Raw genomic sequence first — 18,034 nt, 5'->3', positions numbered from 1 at the left:
TGTGTTGCTTAAGGTTTGCGTGCAATCAGTACTGCACGTCTCGGGGCCGGCAGACCTTCAACGGTGCGGGATGAGTCGGCAGGATCGAGGAAATCGGCCAGCGATTGAAAGCGCATCCATTCGGTGCTGCGTTGTTCATCGAGGCTGGTCTGGCTGACATCGACACAGCGCACGTTTTCAAAGCCCGCGCGGCGTAACCACAGCTCCAGCGCCGGCACAGAAGGCAAAAACCAGACATTGCGCATTTGTGCGTAACGGTCTTCCGGCACCAGCACCTGATTGGCGTCGCCCTTCACCACCAAGGTTTCCAGCACCAGCTCACCCCCTTTGACGAGGCAGTCCTTGAGCGCCAGCAGGTGATCAATGGGGGAGCGGCGATGGTAGAGCACCCCCATAGAGAATACCGTGTCGAAGCCTTGCAGCTTCTCCGGCAACTCTTCGAGGGCGAAAGGCAAATGCCAGGCGGGCAGATCCGGCAGGTAGCACTGCATGGCCAGGAATTGGCAGAAGAACAACCAGTTGGGGTCCACGCCGATCACGCTGTCAGCGCCAGCGCCCAACATGCGCCACATGTAATAGCCATTGCCGCAGCCGACATCCAGGACGCGCTTGCCGGTCAGGTCGAGATGCGGACGAACACGCGCCCACTTCCAGTCCGAACGCCATTCCGTATCAACGTGCACGCCAAACAGCTCAAAGGGCCCCTTGCGCCAGGGCGACAGGCCCAGCAAGGCCTCACGCAACTGCGCGCGTACAGGTGCTTCGCAGCCGGCGTCTAGCCGGAACGCCTCTGCCAGTTCAACGTGGCTCGGGCTTAGCGCCGGCAGGGCATCCAGTGCCCGTTGCCAGCGTTGCAGGTCGCCATGGCCGATGGTCAGTTTGGCGTCGAGCTGTGTTTGCAGGGTGCTTGCCCAACCGGACAGGGGTGTGCCGGACAGCCGCTGGATCAGGGACGTCAGGTCAATCATGGCAGGGCAATCAGTGAGGCGAAATTTAGGCATTGGAACCAGGGGATGACCTTGGTAAAGCCGGCTGCCAGCAAGCGCTCACGATGTTGCTCCAGGCTGTCTGGCAGCATGACGTTCTCGATGGCGCTGCGCTTCTGGGCAATTTCCAGTTCGCTGTAGCCATTGGCACGCTTGAAATCGAGGTGCAGTTCAGTAAGCAGTGCGTGTTCTTCAGGGTCCTGGAAGCACAGCTTTTCCGAAAGAATCAGCGCGCCGCCAGGCAGGAGGCTCTGATGTATGCGGGTCAGCAATTCGGGGCGCTGGATGGGAGAAATGAATTGCAGTGTGAAATTCAGGGCGAACAGTGAAGCTGGCTGAAACTGCAGCGACAGAATATCCGCCTCGATCACCTCGACGGGTAGCAGCTCTTGGAACATGGAATTTTGAGCCTGCAGGTATTCCTGGCAGCGTTCCACCATTGCGGCGGAATTATCCACGGCGATGATCCGGCATTGCTCGCTGCGTACATGACGGCGCAGAGCCTGGGTCACAGCGCCTAGAGAGCAGCCCAGATCATAGAGTACGGAGTCGGGCTGGGCGAAGCGTGCAGCCAGTACGCCGATGTTTTCGACAATGGTCGGGTAACCGGGTACCGAGCGTTTGATCATGTCGGGAAACACGCGGGCCACGTCTTCGTTGAAGACGAAGTCCGTTACCTGGGCCAACGGCTGGGCAAAAATCTGGTCGGGTTCCTGGCGCATGGCGAGACTACGGTCGTGCGGAAAAGGCAGGCATTTTAGCCAAGAGTGACAGCTTGTGCTTGCTCTCTATCACTCCGCCTGAGCCATCGCTGCCGGGCGACCTAGTTGATGGCGTGTGATTTTTCCCTGAAGTGCGACAGCGGGGCTTTGCCTTGCAGTCTTTTGCCCAAGCGGATGCCCGGTAGCTCGATATATTTGTAAGTCAGCGACGACACCAGAATCACAGCCAGCACGGCGGCCACTGCCATCAGATTATCAAGTAACAGGTTTTGGGTGCTGATGTAACCCATGGCGACGATGCCGTGAGGCTCGGCTTGGGAGGGCGCAAGGTGTTCCAGTCCTGGCAACTTCGACAGCTGCAGGGCAAGCCCTTGCAAGGCGGCCAGGATGGCAACGTGAGTCATATAGATGGAAAAGGACCATAAGCCCAGAGCCTGCAACCAGCGCTGCTTGAGCCATCGGGAGACGACGCCGCCTTCAAAGGCAAAGATGAAGATGGTCAGCAAGAGCATCAAGCTGGCGAACAAGTCGCGGTAGAGATAGCTGCTGTCCAGAACCAACACCAGCACCAGCAGTGTGCTGACCTCCAGTACGGTGAATTCTGTGTGGCTCAGTGGCAGGGCTCGCAAACCCATGAATAGCCGGTAGAGCAGAGCTCCGGCAAAGAAACAGCCGACTCCCTTGAGGACTTCTCCTTCCAGCGCGTGAACGTGCATCAGCAAGCTCAGGCAAGCCCCGAGGCAGACGAGCAGGAACAGCAGACTGCTGCGACGTGGCATGAGCACCAAGGTCAAGCCGAAGATCATATTAAGGTAAAAGCCAACGCTAATACTCCAGGCGGGCACGTTGAACGACAGGCTGTCTGCTCCAGGCAGCCAGGCCTGCAGCAGCAGGAGATTGGGGAGGATTTCTTCAAGAGCGACGTTGCCGCTGAACGCCTCGATCGACGAGCCCTGGATCTGGGCCAGCAACTTGCCGACTTCAAGAAGCAGAAACAGGCCGAGCAGGCACAGGTGCAAAGGATACAGGCGGAAGGTGCGAGCAATGGCGAAATCGCGCAGCGCCGCAACACTGGTCAGGCGATGGGCATAGGCGTGGCACAGTACGAAACCGCTCAGGGCGAAGAAAAATTGAATGAACACAGGCCCGTTGCGAAAGAACTCCAGCTCGCTGATCGCCAGCAGGATGGGCATGTGAAACAGCACGATGGCGATGGCGGCAAGGCCGCGAAAACTATCCAGAACGGTAAAGCGTTGGTCGGCAGGCATCTTCGAGTCCCTTCCAGTCGATCCCGTTTTAACCATCCGTTGATGTCCTGATTTCGGAACGGATGATGTTCGAGCAGTGTGCGATGCCGACATTCCCTGCGCGGCGAAGTGAAACGCCAGATTTCTGGCGTTTCACTGTGCACTCAGTCACGGTAGACCAAAAAATAGCCGATGCGAGTTTTTACCGAATTTTTTAGCAGCGAAAAAACGGGCTACGGGCCGCGTCTAGAGCGGCGCGTGGCGCCTGGTTGTTCTGTTAGAACAGCAGCTTGGCCACATCGGCAAAGTGCTGCGCGAAGTGCACGGTAAGGCCACTCTTGAGGTAATCCGGCAACTCGTCGAAGTCGCCACGGTTAGCCTCGGGAAGGATCAGCTCGAAGATCTTTTGCCGGCGCGCGGCGATGACCTTTTCGCGTACCCCACCAATGGCCAACACCTGTCCGGTCAAGGTCAGCTCGCCGGTCATGGCCACGCCCTTTTTCGGCGCCTGGTTGCGGGCCAGGGAGAGCAGGGCGCTGGCCATGCTGATACCCGCGCTCGGGCCATCCTTGGGCGTTGCGCCTTCCGGGACGTGCAAATGCACAAAGGCCTGGTCGAAGAACACCGGGTCGCCGCCGTACTGGTTGAGGTGGGAACTGATATAGCTGTAGGCGATTTCCGCCGACTCCTTCATCACCTCGCCCAGCTTGCCGGTGAGCTTGAAACCGCGATTGAGGGTATGAATGCGGGTCGCCTCGATCGGCAAGGTGACGCCGCCCATGCTGGTCCAGGCAAGGCCGGTGATCACGCCGACGCCGGCGAGCAGCCGTTCGCGACGGAAGATGGGCACGCCCAGGGATTCTTCCAGATCCTTGGGACCAATGCGGATGCTGCGTTCAGGATCTTCCAGCAGGCCCACGACGGCCTTGCGCACCAGTTTGCCGAGCTGTTTTTCCAGTTGCCGCACACCAGCCTCGCGGGCATAACCCTCGATCACTGCCTTGAAGGCGGCATCGCTGATGGACAGGCGATCCTTGGGTACGCCGGTCTTGGCCAACAGTTTGGGCCAGAGATGGCGCTTGGCAATGGCCAGCTTTTCCTCGGTGATGTAGCCGGACAGGCGAATGATTTCCATGCGATCGAGCAGCGGACCGGGAATCGAGTCCAGGGTATTGGCGGTGCAGATGAACAGGACCTTGGACAGGTCCAGGCGCAGGTCCAGATAGTGGTCGAGAAACTCGACGTTCTGTTCCGGATCGAGGGTTTCCAGTAGCGCCGAGGCCGGGTCGCCTTGGTGGCTGGCGCCGAGCTTGTCGATTTCGTCGAGCATGATCACCGGGTTCATCACTTCGACGTCCTTGAGCGCTTGCACCAGCTTGCCGGGCAGGGCACCGATGTAGGTGCGACGATGCCCCTTGATCTCTGCCTCATCGCGCATGCCGCCGACGCTGAAGCGGTAAAAGGGCCGACCCAGCGTCTCGGCGATGGACTTGCCGATGCTGGTCTTGCCCACACCGGGCGGGCCGACCAGGAGCACGATGGAGCCGGCCACTTCGCCCTTGAAGGCGCCGACCGCTAGAAACTCGACGATGCGTTGCTTGATGTCGTCCATTCCCGCGTGGTGCTTGTCTAGTACCTTGCGGGCGCGGGTCAAGTCCAGTTTGTCCTTGCCATAGACGCCCCAGGGGATACTGGTGGCCCAGTCCAGGTAATTGCGCGTGACAGCGTATTCCGGCGAGCCGGTTTCCAGGATCGACAGCTTGTTGAGTTCCTCGTCGATGCGCTTTTTCGCTGTCGGCGGTACGGTCTTGCCCACCAGGCGTGCGCGAAACTCATCCGCATCGGCGCTGCGATCATCCTTGGTGATGCCCAGCTCATGCTGGATGATCTTCAGCTGTTCCTTGAGAAAGAACTCGCGCTGATGCTCGCTGATCTTGCGATTCACTTCGGCGGAAAGTTCGTTCTGCAAGCGCGCTACTTCGACTTCCTTGCGCAGCAGCGGCAGCACTTTCTCCATGCGTTTGAGCACCGGCACGCAGTCCAGCACGTCCTGCAATTCATCGCCCGGCGCACTGGTCAGCGCGGCGGCGAAGTCGGTGAGCGGTGAGGGGTCATTGGGGCTGAAGCGATTCAGGTAGTTCTTGAGCTCTTCGTTGTACAGCGGGTTGAGCGGCAGCAGTTCCTTGATCGCATTGATCAATGCCATGCCATAGGCCTTGACCTCATCGCGCGAGTCTTCGGCGCTGCGCGGATAATCCACTTCAACCAGATACGGCGGCTTGCGGCGCAACCACCCACGGATGCGCACGCGGGTCAGCCCCTGGGCGACAAATTGCAACTGGCCGCCTTCCCGGCTGGCATGGTGCACACGCACCACGGTGCCGTGTTCGGGCAAGTTGTCCGGATCGAAGTCGACTGTCTCGCTCGACGCGGGCTTCTCGAGGAAAAACAGCGCCAGGCAGCGATGGTCCGTGTTGGCTACACGTTGCAGCGTTTCGCTCCAGGGATGCTCATTGACGATGACGGGCAGGACCTGGGCGGGAAAGAAGGGGCGATTGTGGACCGGGATGACATATAGCTTGTCTGGCAGAGCCTGACCGGGCAGGGCGAGTTGTCCGGTGACAATTTCCGGGGCATTGGCCTGATCGTTCATGGAAATACCTAAAAAGAGGACCTGCCTATCTAGATGGGACTGATGGCGAAGGTTTTCAACCAGTGGGTGTTGGGGCAAAAATTTCTATAAACGTTACGATATAACATGGTAACTTTGCCGCCCTCGCAATCCTTGGCCAGCGTGCAAGGCGTCTGGATCAGGGTTCCCTCTGCCGTTTTTTGAGAGCACACCATGTCCCGCAGTTACCCTTGGATGGCCTTAGCCATCGGCTTTGTCTGGATGCCGGCCGGTACGGCTGCCGAGCGCATCGAGCTTGAAACCAGCCTGATCAGTGCCAGCGCCCTGCCACGGCAGAACCATGAGATGACCACCCCAGCCGAGGTGCTCGAAGAGGACGCACTGATCCTGCGCCGCGCAGCGACCCTGGGTGAAACGCTGAATGGCTTGCCGGGCGTGCATGCCGCCAGCTTTGGCGCAGGTGCCAGTCGTCCGGTGATCCGTGGTCTGGATGGCGGTCGCGTGAAAGTGCTCAGCGATGGCGTCGATGTGATGGATGCGTCGACCGTCAGCCAGGATCATGCGGTGGGTGTCGAGCCGTTCCTGGCCGAACGCATCGAGGTCCTCAAGGGGCCGGCAACGTTGTTGTATGGCGGCGGCGCCATCGGCGGGGTGGTCAATGTGGTCGACAAGAAAGTCCCCACCCATGTGCCGGAAAAAGGCTACGAAGGCGAGCTGGAAATGCGCGCCAACAGCGTGGCGAACGAAGGCGCCGGCGTGTTTGGACTCACCGCCGGGACTGGCCACTTTGCGGTGCGCGTCGAGGGCGTCAAGCGCCAGGCGGATGAATATGAAATTCCGGGTGCCGCCGGTAAGCAGGTCGGCTCCTACAACGACACCGACAGCTATAGCCTGGGCGGCAGCTTCGTTGGGGCGCGTGGCTACCTCGGCCTGGCCTACGGCCGGCAGCAAAACCGCTACGGCCTGCTGGCTCATGCGCACGTTGACTGCGACCCGCACGGCAATCATTGGCACTGCGGTGAACACGGCCATGACCACGATCACGACCACGGCCATGAGGAAGAAGAACATGGCCATGAGCATGGCGGCACAGTGCCCTACATCAGCATGCAGCAGGATCGCTGGGACCTGCGCGGCGAATTGACTGATCCCTTACCGGGCTTTGAACTGGCGCGCCTGCGGGTCGGCTACAGCGATTATCGGCATGCCGAGATCGAGGCGGGCGAAAAGATGGCTGTGTTCGCCAGCGAAGCCCATGACGCGCGTCTCGAGCTGACTCACCAGCCGCTCTGGGGCTGGCATGGCGTACTGGGCGCACAAAGCAGCGAGCGCGATTTCGCCCGCTTGACCCCAGAACACCCCATGCCGCAAACCCTGACCCGTAACCACGCGCTGTTCCTACTGGAGGAATACACCGCCGGCGCGTGGCGCTATGAGCTGGGGGCGCGTCACGAATGGCAGACAATCGATGCCGAAGCCGGCTACGTAGGCACCGACCATGTCGGTCGCTCCTTTTCGGCCGGCGCGGTATGGACCTTCGCGCCGGCCTATTCGCTGGGCTTCTCGCTGTCCCGAGCACAACGCCTGCCCACCGCCGAAGAGCTGTATGCCTACGGCCCGCATCCCGCCAGCCGGACCATTGAGCGCGGCAATCTAGCGCTGCGGGAAGAAACCTCCCACAACGCCGAAGTTACTCTACGCAAGTTCGTTGGTCCGACCACCTTTACCCTCAGCGCGTTTCGCAACCAGGTGGATGATTTCATCTATGCCGCCGACCTTGGCCGTCATCCGGGCGGCGGTTACCGCGAAGTCGAATACCGTCAGGAAGATGCCGTTTTGAGTGGCGTCGAAGGCGAGGTGCGCCATCAGTTCAACGAAAGCTTCGCCGCCACGCTGTTCGGCGACCGTGTGCGCGGCGAGCTCAAGGACGGCGGCGCCCTGCCGCGCATACCCGCCGGCCGTCTGGGCGTGCGCCTTGAGCAGAGCTTCGGTGCATCCGTGGAGGGTCAGTTGGAGTTCTACCGGATGCAGCGCCAGGACGACATTGCCGACTTCGAAACCGAAACCGCCGGCTACAACAGACTGGGCGCCAGCCTCGGCTACCACGGCACCCTGAGCCAGGCCGACTATCAGCTGTACCTCAAGGCCGATAACCTGCTTGACGCCAAGGCGCGCGAGCACAGCTCACTGATCAAGGATGAGGTGCTGTTGGCGGGACGCAATCTGACGCTGGGCGCGCGCCTGACGTTCTGAATCGCCGGTCAGCTCGAATCCCGACCCGGTTGTACCGCTGGTCGGGATATTTTCTATGGCTTGGTCAACAAGTCATGGATAATCCTGTCGCCCGCAACAGCCGAGTCAGAGAGTCTACGCTCTGGTTAGATGTCGGTTTGTCCGGGAGTGCCAACTGCCTCCAGTTGGCATTTTTTGTTCGTGATGAAGCTGGCTTCTCTTCATCCGCAAGAATAAGGAAAACGCCATGACCTTCACTAACCCCCTCTGGGTAACCTTCGTCCTGTATATCCTGGCGATGGTACTCATCGGTTTCATTGCCTATCGCGCCACCAAGAACTTCGACGATTACATTCTGGGCGGCCGCAGCCTGGGCAGTTACGTCACGGCGCTGTCCGCCGGCGCTTCCGACATGAGTGGCTGGCTGTTGCTGGGCCTGCCGGGGGCCATATTCGTTTCCGGGCTTTCGGAAAGCTGGATTGCCATCGGCCTGATCATCGGTGCCTGGCTTAACTGGCAATTCGTCGCCGGACGACTGCGCGTGCATACCGAGCACAACCACAATGCATTGACGCTGCCGGATTACTTCACTCACCGTTTCGAGGACAAGAGCCGCCTGCTGCGCATCTTTTCCGCGCTGGTGATCCTGGTGTTCTTCACGATCTACTGCGCCTCGGGCGTGGTGGCCGGTGCGCGGTTGTTCGAAACCACCTTTGGTCTGCCCTACGATACCGCCCTGTGGGTCGGTGCGGCGGCAACCATCCTTTATGTTTTTGTCGGCGGCTTCCTGGCGGTGAGTTGGACCGACACCGTGCAAGCCACGTTGATGATCTTTGCCCTGTTGATTACACCGCTGTTCGTGGTGCTGGCTCTCGGCGATTTCGGCGCGGCCATGGACACCATTGCCATGCAGGATCCGGCCAATTTCGACATGTTCAGGGGCCTGTCCTTCATCGCCATCATCTCGCTGCTCGGCTGGGGTCTGGGCTATTTCGGACAGCCGCACATCCTGGTGCGCTTCATGGCCGCCAGCTCGGTCAAGGCCATTCCCAACGCCCGGCGCATCGGCATGACCTGGATGATTCTCTGCCTGGGCGGTGCCGTGGCGGTGGGCTTCTTCGGTATCGCCTATTTCGCCGACCATCCCGATGTGGCCGGCCCCGTGACCGCGAACGGTGAGCGGGTATTCATGGAGCTGGTGAAGATTCTCTTCAACCCCTGGGTGGCCGGTGTGATCCTGTCCGGTGTGCTGGCGGCGGTAATGAGTACCTTGAGCGCCCAGCTGCTGGTTTCCTCGAGCGCCCTGACCCAGGACTTCTACAAGTCCTTCCTGCGCAAGCGCGCTTCGCAGACTGAGCTGGTCTGGGTCGGTCGCGCCATGGTGCTGATGATTGCACTGATCGCCATTGGCATTGCCTACAATCCGGAGAGCAAGGTACTGGGACTGGTGTCCTATGCTTGGGCAGGCTTCGGTGCTGCCTTCGGTCCGGTGGTGCTGATTTCGGTGCTATGGAAGCGCATGACCCGCAACGGCGCGCTGGCCGGTATGTTGGTCGGTGCGATCACCGTGGTGGTGTGGAAGAACTTCATTGGCCTGGGGCTGTACGAGATTATCCCGGGCTTCATCCTGGGGGCTCTGGCCATCGTGGTGTTCAGCCTGCTGGACAAGGAACCCAATGCTGCGATCCAGGAACGCTTTGACGTGGCGGAGAAGGAATATCAGGACGCGCATATCTGACGTGTGCATCTTCCGGCCCGCTTCTGCGGGCCGGTAGTAATCGCATCCTTGCCAAGCGAAGATTTGCGAAACACGCCACGGTTTAGTTCAACACATACCGCTGCGGCAGCAGCGGTTCCGGCAACGGCTCGCCGAGCACTTCCAGCACATCCCTTTCAAGACTGCGTACCAGGGCATTGAGTGGCAGGTCGTTGTCGGCGAGGCCGAACGGATCTTCCAGTTCGTCTCCCAGCGCATCCAGGCCGAAGAAGGTGTAAGCGATGATCGCCACCACGATCGGCGTCAGCAGTTGCAGCGAGCTGACCAGGCCGAACGGCAGCAGCAGGCAGAATAGCCAGGCGGTGCGATGCAGCAACAGCGAGTAGGCGAAAGGGGTCGGGGTGTTCTTGATCCGCTCGCAGATCGCCTGAGATGCGCCCAAGGCGTCCAGGTGCCCAGCCAGGCGCGGGTAAAGAATATCGCTCAGGCGCCCCTCTTGTACGCAGGCAGCCAGATCCTGATGCATCCAGTGCAGCAGGGAGTCCGGCACATTGCGCCGAGTCTGCAGGCGAGCGAGCTCTTCGGCGCTGACCCGCTCGCGAATGGCGGCGAGCGTATCCTCGTGACGCAGCTGAGCCACTAAGGCGTAGGCGAAGGCAATGCTGCGCTTGAGCAGGCGTTCGCGCAGCGCAGCGTTCTGCTCGCCAACCAGCAGCGCCTGGGATTCGCGGGCCAGGCTGCGGGTCTGGATGATCAGTTCGCCCCACTGTTTACGTGCTTCCCACCAGCGGTCGTAACAGGTGCTGTTGCGAAAGCCGAGAAACACCGAGAGCGCTACACCCAGCAGGGAGAACGGGGGAGCGCTCAGGCCCTTGAGCGAGTTGAGCAGTCCGTTTTCATAGCACGCCACCACCGCGCAGGCCAGGAGGCTGATGAAGGCAATCTTGAGGGCAATTTGGGGAAGGATGGAACCGCGAACAATAAAAAACAGCTGCAGCGCGCCAGGGCGCGGACGAACGATCATTTACGTGGATGTCCACAATAGGAGGGAGCAGGGCAGGAGAAACGCGGCGATTATGCGCCGCGTCTCAGAGCCTCACCAGTCATCCGGTCCCTACCGCGGGCGCGACAAATTGGCACAGGATGAAATCATCCAGCACCTTCGTTTCGACTGGCTAGCGTGATTGCTTGGGAGCCGCGCTAACCCCTTCCAGCGTGGCAAAAGAGGTGTCCTTAGCGGTGAGCAGAAAATCGCGCATGAAGGGTGCATCCAGCATGTCGCTGCGGATGGCTGCGTGCAGGGTGGAGAACAATCCCTTCTCGCCCAGCCGCTTGGCCGTAACGTAGCCACGGGCGCTGTATTCATGCAGCGCCCAGTTGGGCAGGCAGCACACGCCGCGTCCGCTGGCGACCAGTTGGGTCATCATCACGGTCAGCTCCGAGGTACGCAGCTGAGCCGGCTCGACATCGGCCGGCTCCAGGAAGCGCGTAAAGATATCCAGGCGGTCGCGCTCCACCGGATAGGTGATCAGGGTTTCCCGGGCCAGGTCATCGGGCACGATGAATGGGCGGCTGGCCAGCGTATGTTGATTGGCCACCGCCAGCAGTGCCTCATAGGTAAACAGTGGCACATAGGTAATGCCGCTCAGTTCGACCGGGTCGGAGGTCACCACCAGGTCGAGATCGCCACGGGCCAGTGCCGGCAATGGCGCGAAAGAAAATCCCGAGGCCAAGTCCAGCTCCACTTCGGGCCAGGCATCGCGGAACTGATCAATGGTCGGCATCAGCCACTGGAAGCAGCTGTGGCATTCGATGGCCATGTGCAGCCGCCCAGCCGTGCCGCCGGCCAGACGTGCCAGGTCACGCTCGGCGCCGCGCAGTTGTGGCAGTAGCGTGTCAGCCAGCTGCAGCAGGCGCAGGCCTGCGCTGGTGAAACGCACCGGCTTGGTTTTGCGCATAAATAGGGACATGCCCAACCGCTCTTCCAGCTCCTTGAACTGGTGGGAAAGCGCCGACTGGGTGAGATGCAGGCGCTCGGCGGCCTCGACCAGGCTACCCGACTCGCGCAATGCATGAAGGGTTCTCAGGTGACGGACTTCCAGCATTGATAAATTCCAGGTTCGGACACAAGAAAGCATGAGTGCTGTTCATGATGGCCGCGAAGTTTCGCCCAAACTACCTTGCGTGTCGAGCTCGTTTAAATATGAGTAGATCTATTGATTAACAATAGAATCTTGAGTTTGTTTCAATTAGCAAGAGCGCTGAGAATGTCGGCATCATTGATGGAGACAGCTTCATGGCAATCACCCACACCCTTGGATTCCCCCGTATCGGTCATGACCGAGAGCTGAAGAAAGCCCTCGAAGCCTATTGGCAAGGCAGCCTGGATGAAGCGGGCCTGCGTCAGGTGGGCCGTGAGCTGCGGGCTGCTCATTGGCAGGTGCAGCGCGATGCTGGCATCGATTTGCTGCCGGTCGGTGATTTCGCCTGGTACGACCAGGTGCTTAACCATTCGTTGTTGTTCGGGGTGATCCCCGAGCGTTTCCGCCCCGCCGGCGGCCAGCCCGGGCTGGACACGCTGTTCAGCATGGCACGCGGTGCCACAAAGAGCTGCTGCGGCGGCGGTGTCCAGGCGCAGGAAATGACCAAGTGGTTCGACACCAACTACCATTACCTGGTCCCGGAATTCACTGCCGACCAGCAGTTTCGCCTGAGCTGGGAACAGCTGTTCGAAGAAGTTGATGAGGCACGTGCGCTGGGCCATGAGGTCAAGCCGGTGTTGATCGGTCCGCTAACTTACCTGTGGCTGGGCAAGGCAAAGGGCGAGGCCTTCGACAAGCTGGAGCTGCTCGAACGATTGCTGCCGCTGTACGGCGAAGTGCTGCAACGTCTGGCTGGGCAAGGCGTTGCGTGGGTGCAGATCGACGAACCCATCCTGGTGCTGGATTTGCCGCAGGACTGGAAGAGTGCCTTCGAGCGGGCCTATAACCTGCTGCAGCGCGAGCCGCTGAAGAAGCTGGTGGCGACCTATTTCGGCGGCCTGGAAGACAACCTGGGCCTGGCCGCCAACCTGCCGGTGGACGGCCTGCACATCGACCTGGTGCGTGCTCCCGAGCAATACCCGACCATTCTCGACCGCCTGCCGGCCTACAAGGTGCTGTCGTTGGGTGTGGTCAATGGCCGCAACGTCTGGCGCTGCGATCTGGAACCGGTGCTGACTCTGCTGCAGGAGGCCCACCAACGCCTCGGCGAGCGCTTGTGGGTGGCACCGTCCTGCTCGTTGCTGCACAGCCCGGTGGACCTCGAGCGCGAGGACCAACTGGATGGCGAACTGAAAAGCTGGCTGGCCTTCGCCGTGCAGAAATGCCGCGAAGTTGCGCTGCTTGCTAAGGGCGTGAACGAGCCGGAACACCCCGCCGTGCAGGCCGCGCTGACCGAAAGCCGCGCCGTGCAGGCCAGCCGCGCCGCCTCGCCGCGCATTCACAAACCGCAGGTGCGTGACCGTCTGGCGGCGATCAAGCCGCGCCACAGCCAGCGTCATTCGCCGTTTGCCGAGCGCAGCGCATTGCAGCGGGCGCGTCTGCAATTGCCGTTGTTCCCGACCACTACCATCGGCTCGTTCCCGCAGACACCGGCGATCCGCCTGGCCCGCCAGGCCTACAAGCAGGGCAAGCTGTCGCTGACCGACTACACCGAAGCGATGCACGCCGAGATCCGCCATGCGGTGGCGGTGCAGGAACAGTTAGGTCTGGATGTGCTGGTGCATGGCGAGGCCGAACGCAATGACATGGTCGAGTACTTTGCCGAACAGCTGGACGGCTACGCCTTTACCCGTTTTGGCTGGGTGCAAAGCTACGGCTCGCGCTGCGTCAAACCGGCGGTGATTTATGGCGACCTGAGCCGTCCCGCGCCGATGACCGTGGAGTGGATTCGCTATGCCCAGCAACAAACCGCCAAGGTGATGAAGGGCATGCTCACCGGCCCGGTCACCATGCTGATGTGGTCGTTCCCGCGCGAAGATGTGTCGCGCGAGATCCAGGCCCGCCAATTGGCGCTGGCGATCCGCGACGAGGTGTGCGACCTGGAGGCCGCCGGCATTCGCATCGTGCAGATCGACGAAGCGGCGTTTCGCGAAGGGCTGCCGTTGCGCCGCACGGCCTGGAAGGCGTATCTGGAGTGGGCGGTGGATGCCTTCCGCTTGTGTGCCAGTGGCGTGCGCGACGAAACGCAGATCCACACGCACATGTGCTACAGCGAGTTCAATGATGTGATCGAAGCGATAGCCGCGATGGACGCCGACGTGATCACCATCGAGACCTCGCGCTCGCAGATGGAGCTGCTGGAAGCCTTCCGCGATTTCCACTACCCCAACGACATTGGCCCGGGCGTCTACGACATCCACTCGCCCCGTGTGCCGGACACGGCGGAAATGATTCAACTGCTGCAACAAGCGGTGAAACGCATCCCCGCCGAACGGCTGTGGGTCAACCCGGACTGCGGCCTGAAAACCCGCGCCTGGCCGGAAACCGAAGCGGCGCTGATCAACATGGTGGCGGCGGCACGGCAGTTGCGCGGGCAGTTTGCCTAAGGGCGGCCGATAGCGGGGGAAAAGTAGGGTGGATCACGCGTTCTCGATCCACCGGGTGGCGATCCACCGGGTGGCGCGGTGGTGGATGTGAACAACGACATCCACCCTACATTGGTTCGTGTCGCTCGTCTGCAGCGTTAACCCAGCGTGACCGAGGCCTGCGGCCAGGGTCGATGCGGATATTCGCGCTGCAAGTAGGCGGCCAGTGTTGCCTGTTGCCCGGCATTCAGAAACAGGCCGAGCTTGCTGCGCCGCCAGAGGATGTCCTCGGCTGCATAGGCCCATTCTTCGCGGCAGAGATAATCCACTTCCCGGGCATACAGCTGCGCGCCGAAGTATTCACCCAGATCAGCCAGCTGCGTGACGCCTTCCAGCAGTTTCCAGCTGCGCGTGCCGTAGCTGGTTGCCCAGCGCCGCGCGAGGGCCTTGGGCAGCCATGGGGCATCAGTCAAGAGTTCGTTCATCAGGACTTCCGGGCTGCTCATGCCTTCGCCGCCGGGCAGTGGGGTGTCTGCCGTCCAGCGGGCTCCCATATTCGGAAAGTAGGGGCTCAACTGCTCCAGCGCCGCTTCAGCCAGCTTGCGATAGGTGGTCAGTTTGCCGCCGAATATCGAAAGCAAGGGCGTGTTGCCCGCCTGGTCGCTCAGCTCGAGGCAATAGTCGCGCGTCACCGCGGCCGGATCGTCGGATTCATCCTCCTGCAACGGACGTACTCCGGAGTAGCTATGGCGGATATCGGTGCGGCTGATCGGGTGCTTGAAGTGCAGGTTGACCACCGCCAGCAGGTAATCGATTTCCTCGTCACCGATCATAACGCGGGCAGGGTCGCCCATGTACTCTCGGTCCGTGGTGCCAATCAGGCTGAAGGCCTCCAGCCAGGGAATGACGAACACGATGCGCCGATCCTCGTTCTGCAGAATATAAGCCTGCTCGCCTTCGTACAGGCGCGGCACCACGATATGGCTGCCTTGCACCAGGCGTATCTGGCGGGGCGAGCGCTGCTTGAGTTCATCTTCGATAAAACGAGACACCCAGGGCCCGCAGGCATTGACCAGAGCCCGGCTGCGGATCGACAGGCGACTGCCGTCGGCACGCTCCAGATGCAGGTGCCACAGGCCATGGCGGCGCTGTGCGCTGACGCAGCGCGTGCGGGTGTGCACATGGGCGCCCTGTTCACGGGCAGCCATGGCGTTGAGCACCACCAGTCGGGCATCGTCTACCCAGCAGTCGGAGTACTCGAAACCGCGCGTCATGGTTGAGCGCAGCGGGCTGTCGGCGCCAAAACGCAGGCTGCGCGAGGCGGGGAGTGTCTGCCGACGCCCCAGATGATCGTAGAGGAACAGTCCGGTGCGAATCATCCACACCGGGCGCAGGTGCGGGCGGTGCGGCAGGATGAAGCGCAGCGGCCGCACGATATGCGGCGCCTTGGCCAGCAGCACTTCGCGTTCGGCCAGCGCTTCGCGCACCAGTCGGAACTCATAATGCTCCAGATAACGCAGACCGCCGTGAACGAGCTTGCTGCTCGCCGAGGAGGTGTGCTCGGCAAGATCGTGCTGCTCGCCGAGAAATACCTTGAGGCCGCGTCCAGCGGCATCGGCGGCAATCCCGGCGCCGTTGATGCCACCGCCGATCACGGCCAGGTCATAGGTTTCGGCGAGCGGGGGAGGGGATAGGGTCATGCGGGCTCCTGGGGCCGGACGGCATCAGTGAAACTCTAGGTTAACTGCCCGTGTTTTTGCGCTACCGTAGCGAGCATCGACCACCATCCTGCCTATTCACCATGACACCCGCCATCGACTTGCTGAAAAAAGCCCGTGCCGACCATCAGGTGCACAGTTATCACCACGATCCGAAATCCGCCTCCTACGGTTTGGAGGCGGCGGAAAAGCTCGGTCTGGCACCGGAGCGGGTGTTCAAGACCCTGCTGGCCGTAAGCGAAAAGGGCGAGTTGCTGGTCGCCGTCGTGCCAGTCGCCGGCACCCTCGATCTGAAGGCGCTGGCTCAGGCCGCCGGGGTGAAAAAAGCGGAAATGGCCGATCCCGTTGCCGCACAGCGCGCCACCGGTTACCTGGTCGGGGGCATTAGCCCGCTGGGACAGAAAAAGCGGCTGCGCACGTTCATCGACGAATCGGCTCGCACGCATCCAACCATCCATGTCAGTGCCGGGCGTCGTGGTCTGGAAGTGGAATTGGCCGCCGAAGTGCTGGCCGTGCATACCCAAGGGAGCTTTGCTGTCATTGGACGATAGGCTGCGGCTGGCTGGTACTCACGGCATACCTCCACCCACTGTTCCGGTGTTGGGCGAGCCGCCCACGTTTTTTCGCCGCAGCCATAACAACAAGGAAACGCCATGAGCCACTACCTTCTGGCTATCGATCAAGGCACCACCAGCAGCCGGGCAATCATCTTCGATGCCCATGGCGGAGCGCGGGCCAGTGCTCAGCAGGAGTTTGCTCAGCACTTTCCCGCCGATGGCTGGGTCGAGCACGATCCTGAGGATCTCTGGTTCAGCACCCTGGCGGTCTGCCGCCAGGCACTGAGCGAGAGCGGTTTGCAGGCAGCGGACATCCGCGCCATCGGCATCACCAATCAGCGTGAGACCACCCTGGTGTGGGACGCGGCAACGGGTGAGGCGATCCACCCGGCCATCGTCTGGCAGGATCGGCGCACCGCGGATTACTGCGCCGCGCTCAAGGCTGCAGGCCATGAGGCGCTGATCAACGCCCGCACCGGCCTGTTGATCGACCCGTATTTCTCCGCCGGCAAGCTGCGCTGGATTCTCGAGCATGTGCCGGGTGCCCGTGAGCGGGCCGAACGCGGCGAGCTGCGCTTCGGCACCGTGGACAGCTTCCTGCTCTGGCGCCTGACCGGCGGCAAGGTGCATCGCACCGATGCCAGCAATGCCGCGCGCACGTTGCTGTTCAATATCCATACCCAGCAGTGGGATGCGGATCTGCTGGCGCTGTTCGACATTCCGCCCAGCCTGCTGCCGGAGGTGCTGGACTGCGCGGCGGAGTTCGGCGTCATCGAACCCGGGATTTTGGGCGCCGCGTTGCCGGTACTGGGCATGGCGGGCGACCAGCAGGCGGCCTTAATCGGGCAGGCCTGTTTTTCGCCGGGCATGGTTAAGAGCACCTACGGCACCGGCTGCTTCCTGATCCAGAACACCGGCGCCACGCCGGTGACGTCCCGCAACCGCTTGCTGACTACCGTGGCCTACCGTCTCAAGGGCGAAGTCACCTACGCAGTGGAAGGCAGTATCTTTGTCGCCGGTGCCGCCATGCAGTGGCTGCGCGACGGCATTAAGCTGATCAAGCATGCCGAGGACAGTGAAGAGCTGGCCCGCCAGACCGGCGAGGCCTGCGGCGTGTACCTGGTGCCGGCGTTCACCGGCCTCGGCGCTCCCTATTGGGACCCGAAGGCGCGTGGTGCGATTTTCGGATTGACGCGTGATACCGGCATCAAGGAAATCGTCACCGCCGGCCTGCAGGCGGTGTGCTACCAGACCCGCGATCTGCTCGAAGCCATGGCGCAGGACGGTGCCGCTGCACCCAGCGCGCTCCGTGTGGACGGCGGCATGGTGGTCAATAATTGGTTGATGCAGTTTTTGGCCGACATCCTGGGCGTGCCCGTGGAGCGCCCGCAAATCAATGAAACCACGGCCTTGGGCGCAGCCTACCTGGCCGGTTTGCAGGCCGGAGTGTACCGCGACCTCGACGAAATCGCCGGCCATTGGCAATGCCAGCAGCGTTATCAGCCGAACATGGCCGAAACGGTGCGTGCCGAGTTATATGCCGGTTGGCTGAATGCAGTGAGCCGGGTGCGCAGCGAGGTCGTTTCGTAGCGGCATATCACGGTCCCGCCCAGCGGCTCCACGTACGCTCCGTACAATCTCTTTCTGTTTTCGAGG

General features: G+C 61.5%; 12 protein-coding genes. 5 read left to right on the top strand and 7 right to left on the bottom strand.

Annotated elements, in window-relative coordinates:
• Positions 1–8: 8 nt before the first annotated feature.
• The 4 genes from cmoB to lon all read right to left on the bottom strand — a co-directional run bounded on the left by cmoB (position 9) and on the right by lon (position 5,608).
• Positions 9–968, bottom strand: a complete 960-nt coding sequence (gene cmoB, locus ACTV8E_RS09370) for a tRNA 5-methoxyuridine(34)/uridine 5-oxyacetic acid(34) synthase CmoB (protein ID WP_443199296.1) — start codon at positions 966–968, stop codon at positions 9–11.
• Entirely contained in the window at positions 965–1,708 is a 744-nt protein-coding gene (gene cmoA / locus ACTV8E_RS09365) for a carboxy-S-adenosyl-L-methionine synthase CmoA (protein WP_443199295.1), read from the bottom strand. The genes cmoB and cmoA overlap by 4 nt, the downstream gene beginning before the upstream one ends.
• A gap of 101 nt (positions 1,709–1,809) precedes the next feature.
• Positions 1,810–2,976 (bottom strand): acyltransferase family protein, encoded by a 1,167-nt coding sequence (locus ACTV8E_RS09360; protein ID WP_443199294.1) that lies wholly within the window; start codon positions 2,974–2,976, stop codon positions 1,810–1,812.
• Positions 2,977–3,232: 256 nt separating this feature from the next.
• Positions 3,233–5,608 carry an endopeptidase La gene (lon, locus tag ACTV8E_RS09355; protein WP_443199293.1) on the bottom strand — a complete coding sequence of 792 codons (2,376 nt, stop codon included), beginning with the start codon at positions 5,606–5,608 and terminating at the stop codon, positions 3,233–3,235.
• Positions 5,609–5,800: 192 nt separating this feature from the next.
• Between lon and ACTV8E_RS09350 the strand changes: the two genes are divergently transcribed.
• Both ACTV8E_RS09350 and putP read left to right on the top strand, forming a co-directional pair.
• Positions 5,801–7,840: a TonB-dependent receptor gene (locus tag ACTV8E_RS09350; RefSeq protein WP_443199292.1), complete on the top strand. Its 2,040-nt coding sequence runs from the start codon at positions 5,801–5,803 to the stop codon at positions 7,838–7,840.
• A 226-nt stretch (positions 7,841–8,066) separates the two neighbouring features.
• Positions 8,067–9,557 carry a sodium/proline symporter PutP gene (putP, locus tag ACTV8E_RS09345; RefSeq protein WP_443199291.1) on the top strand — a complete coding sequence of 497 codons (1,491 nt, stop codon included), beginning with the start codon at positions 8,067–8,069 and terminating at the stop codon, positions 9,555–9,557.
• An 82-nt stretch (positions 9,558–9,639) separates the two neighbouring features.
• Here the strand turns inward: putP and ACTV8E_RS09340 are convergent, their stop codons facing one another.
• Positions 9,640–10,560 carry a bestrophin family protein gene (locus tag ACTV8E_RS09340; RefSeq protein WP_443199290.1) on the bottom strand — a complete coding sequence of 307 codons (921 nt, stop codon included), beginning with the start codon at positions 10,558–10,560 and terminating at the stop codon, positions 9,640–9,642.
• 151 nt (positions 10,561–10,711) lie between these two features.
• On the bottom strand, positions 10,712–11,641 hold the full coding sequence (metR, locus tag ACTV8E_RS09335; protein WP_443199289.1) for a transcriptional regulator MetR: 930 nt from the start codon (positions 11,639–11,641) through the stop codon (positions 10,712–10,714).
• 191 nt (positions 11,642–11,832) lie between these two features.
• Between metR and metE the strand changes: the two genes are divergently transcribed.
• Positions 11,833–14,124, top strand: coding sequence for a 5-methyltetrahydropteroyltriglutamate--homocysteine S-methyltransferase (gene metE / locus ACTV8E_RS09330; protein WP_443199288.1), 2,292 nt, complete (start codon positions 11,833–11,835; stop codon positions 14,122–14,124).
• Between the two features lie 137 nt (positions 14,125–14,261).
• Here metE and glpD read toward each other — a convergent pair whose 3' ends face one another.
• Positions 14,262–15,803 carry a glycerol-3-phosphate dehydrogenase gene (gene glpD, locus ACTV8E_RS09325; RefSeq protein WP_443199287.1) on the bottom strand — a complete coding sequence of 514 codons (1,542 nt, stop codon included), beginning with the start codon at positions 15,801–15,803 and terminating at the stop codon, positions 14,262–14,264.
• Positions 15,804–15,904: 101 nt separating this feature from the next.
• On the opposite strand from glpD, the gene ybaK reads away from it, so the two are divergent.
• Entirely contained in the window at positions 15,905–16,372 is a 468-nt protein-coding gene (ybaK, locus tag ACTV8E_RS09320; protein WP_273537325.1) for a Cys-tRNA(Pro) deacylase, read from the top strand.
• A gap of 102 nt (positions 16,373–16,474) precedes the next feature.
• Complete coding sequence (glpK, locus tag ACTV8E_RS09315; RefSeq protein WP_443199286.1) at positions 16,475–17,968, top strand: glycerol kinase GlpK; 1,494 nt, start codon at positions 16,475–16,477, stop codon at positions 17,966–17,968.
• The last annotated feature ends 66 nt before the right edge of the window (positions 17,969–18,034 follow it).

Origin of the sequence: Pseudomonas sp. B392_1p (assembly GCF_052245235.1) — a bacterium.
Classification (GTDB): Bacteria; Pseudomonadota; Gammaproteobacteria; order Pseudomonadales; family Pseudomonadaceae; genus Serpens; species Serpens gallinarum.
This window is presented reverse-complemented; position numbering and strand designations above follow the sequence as displayed.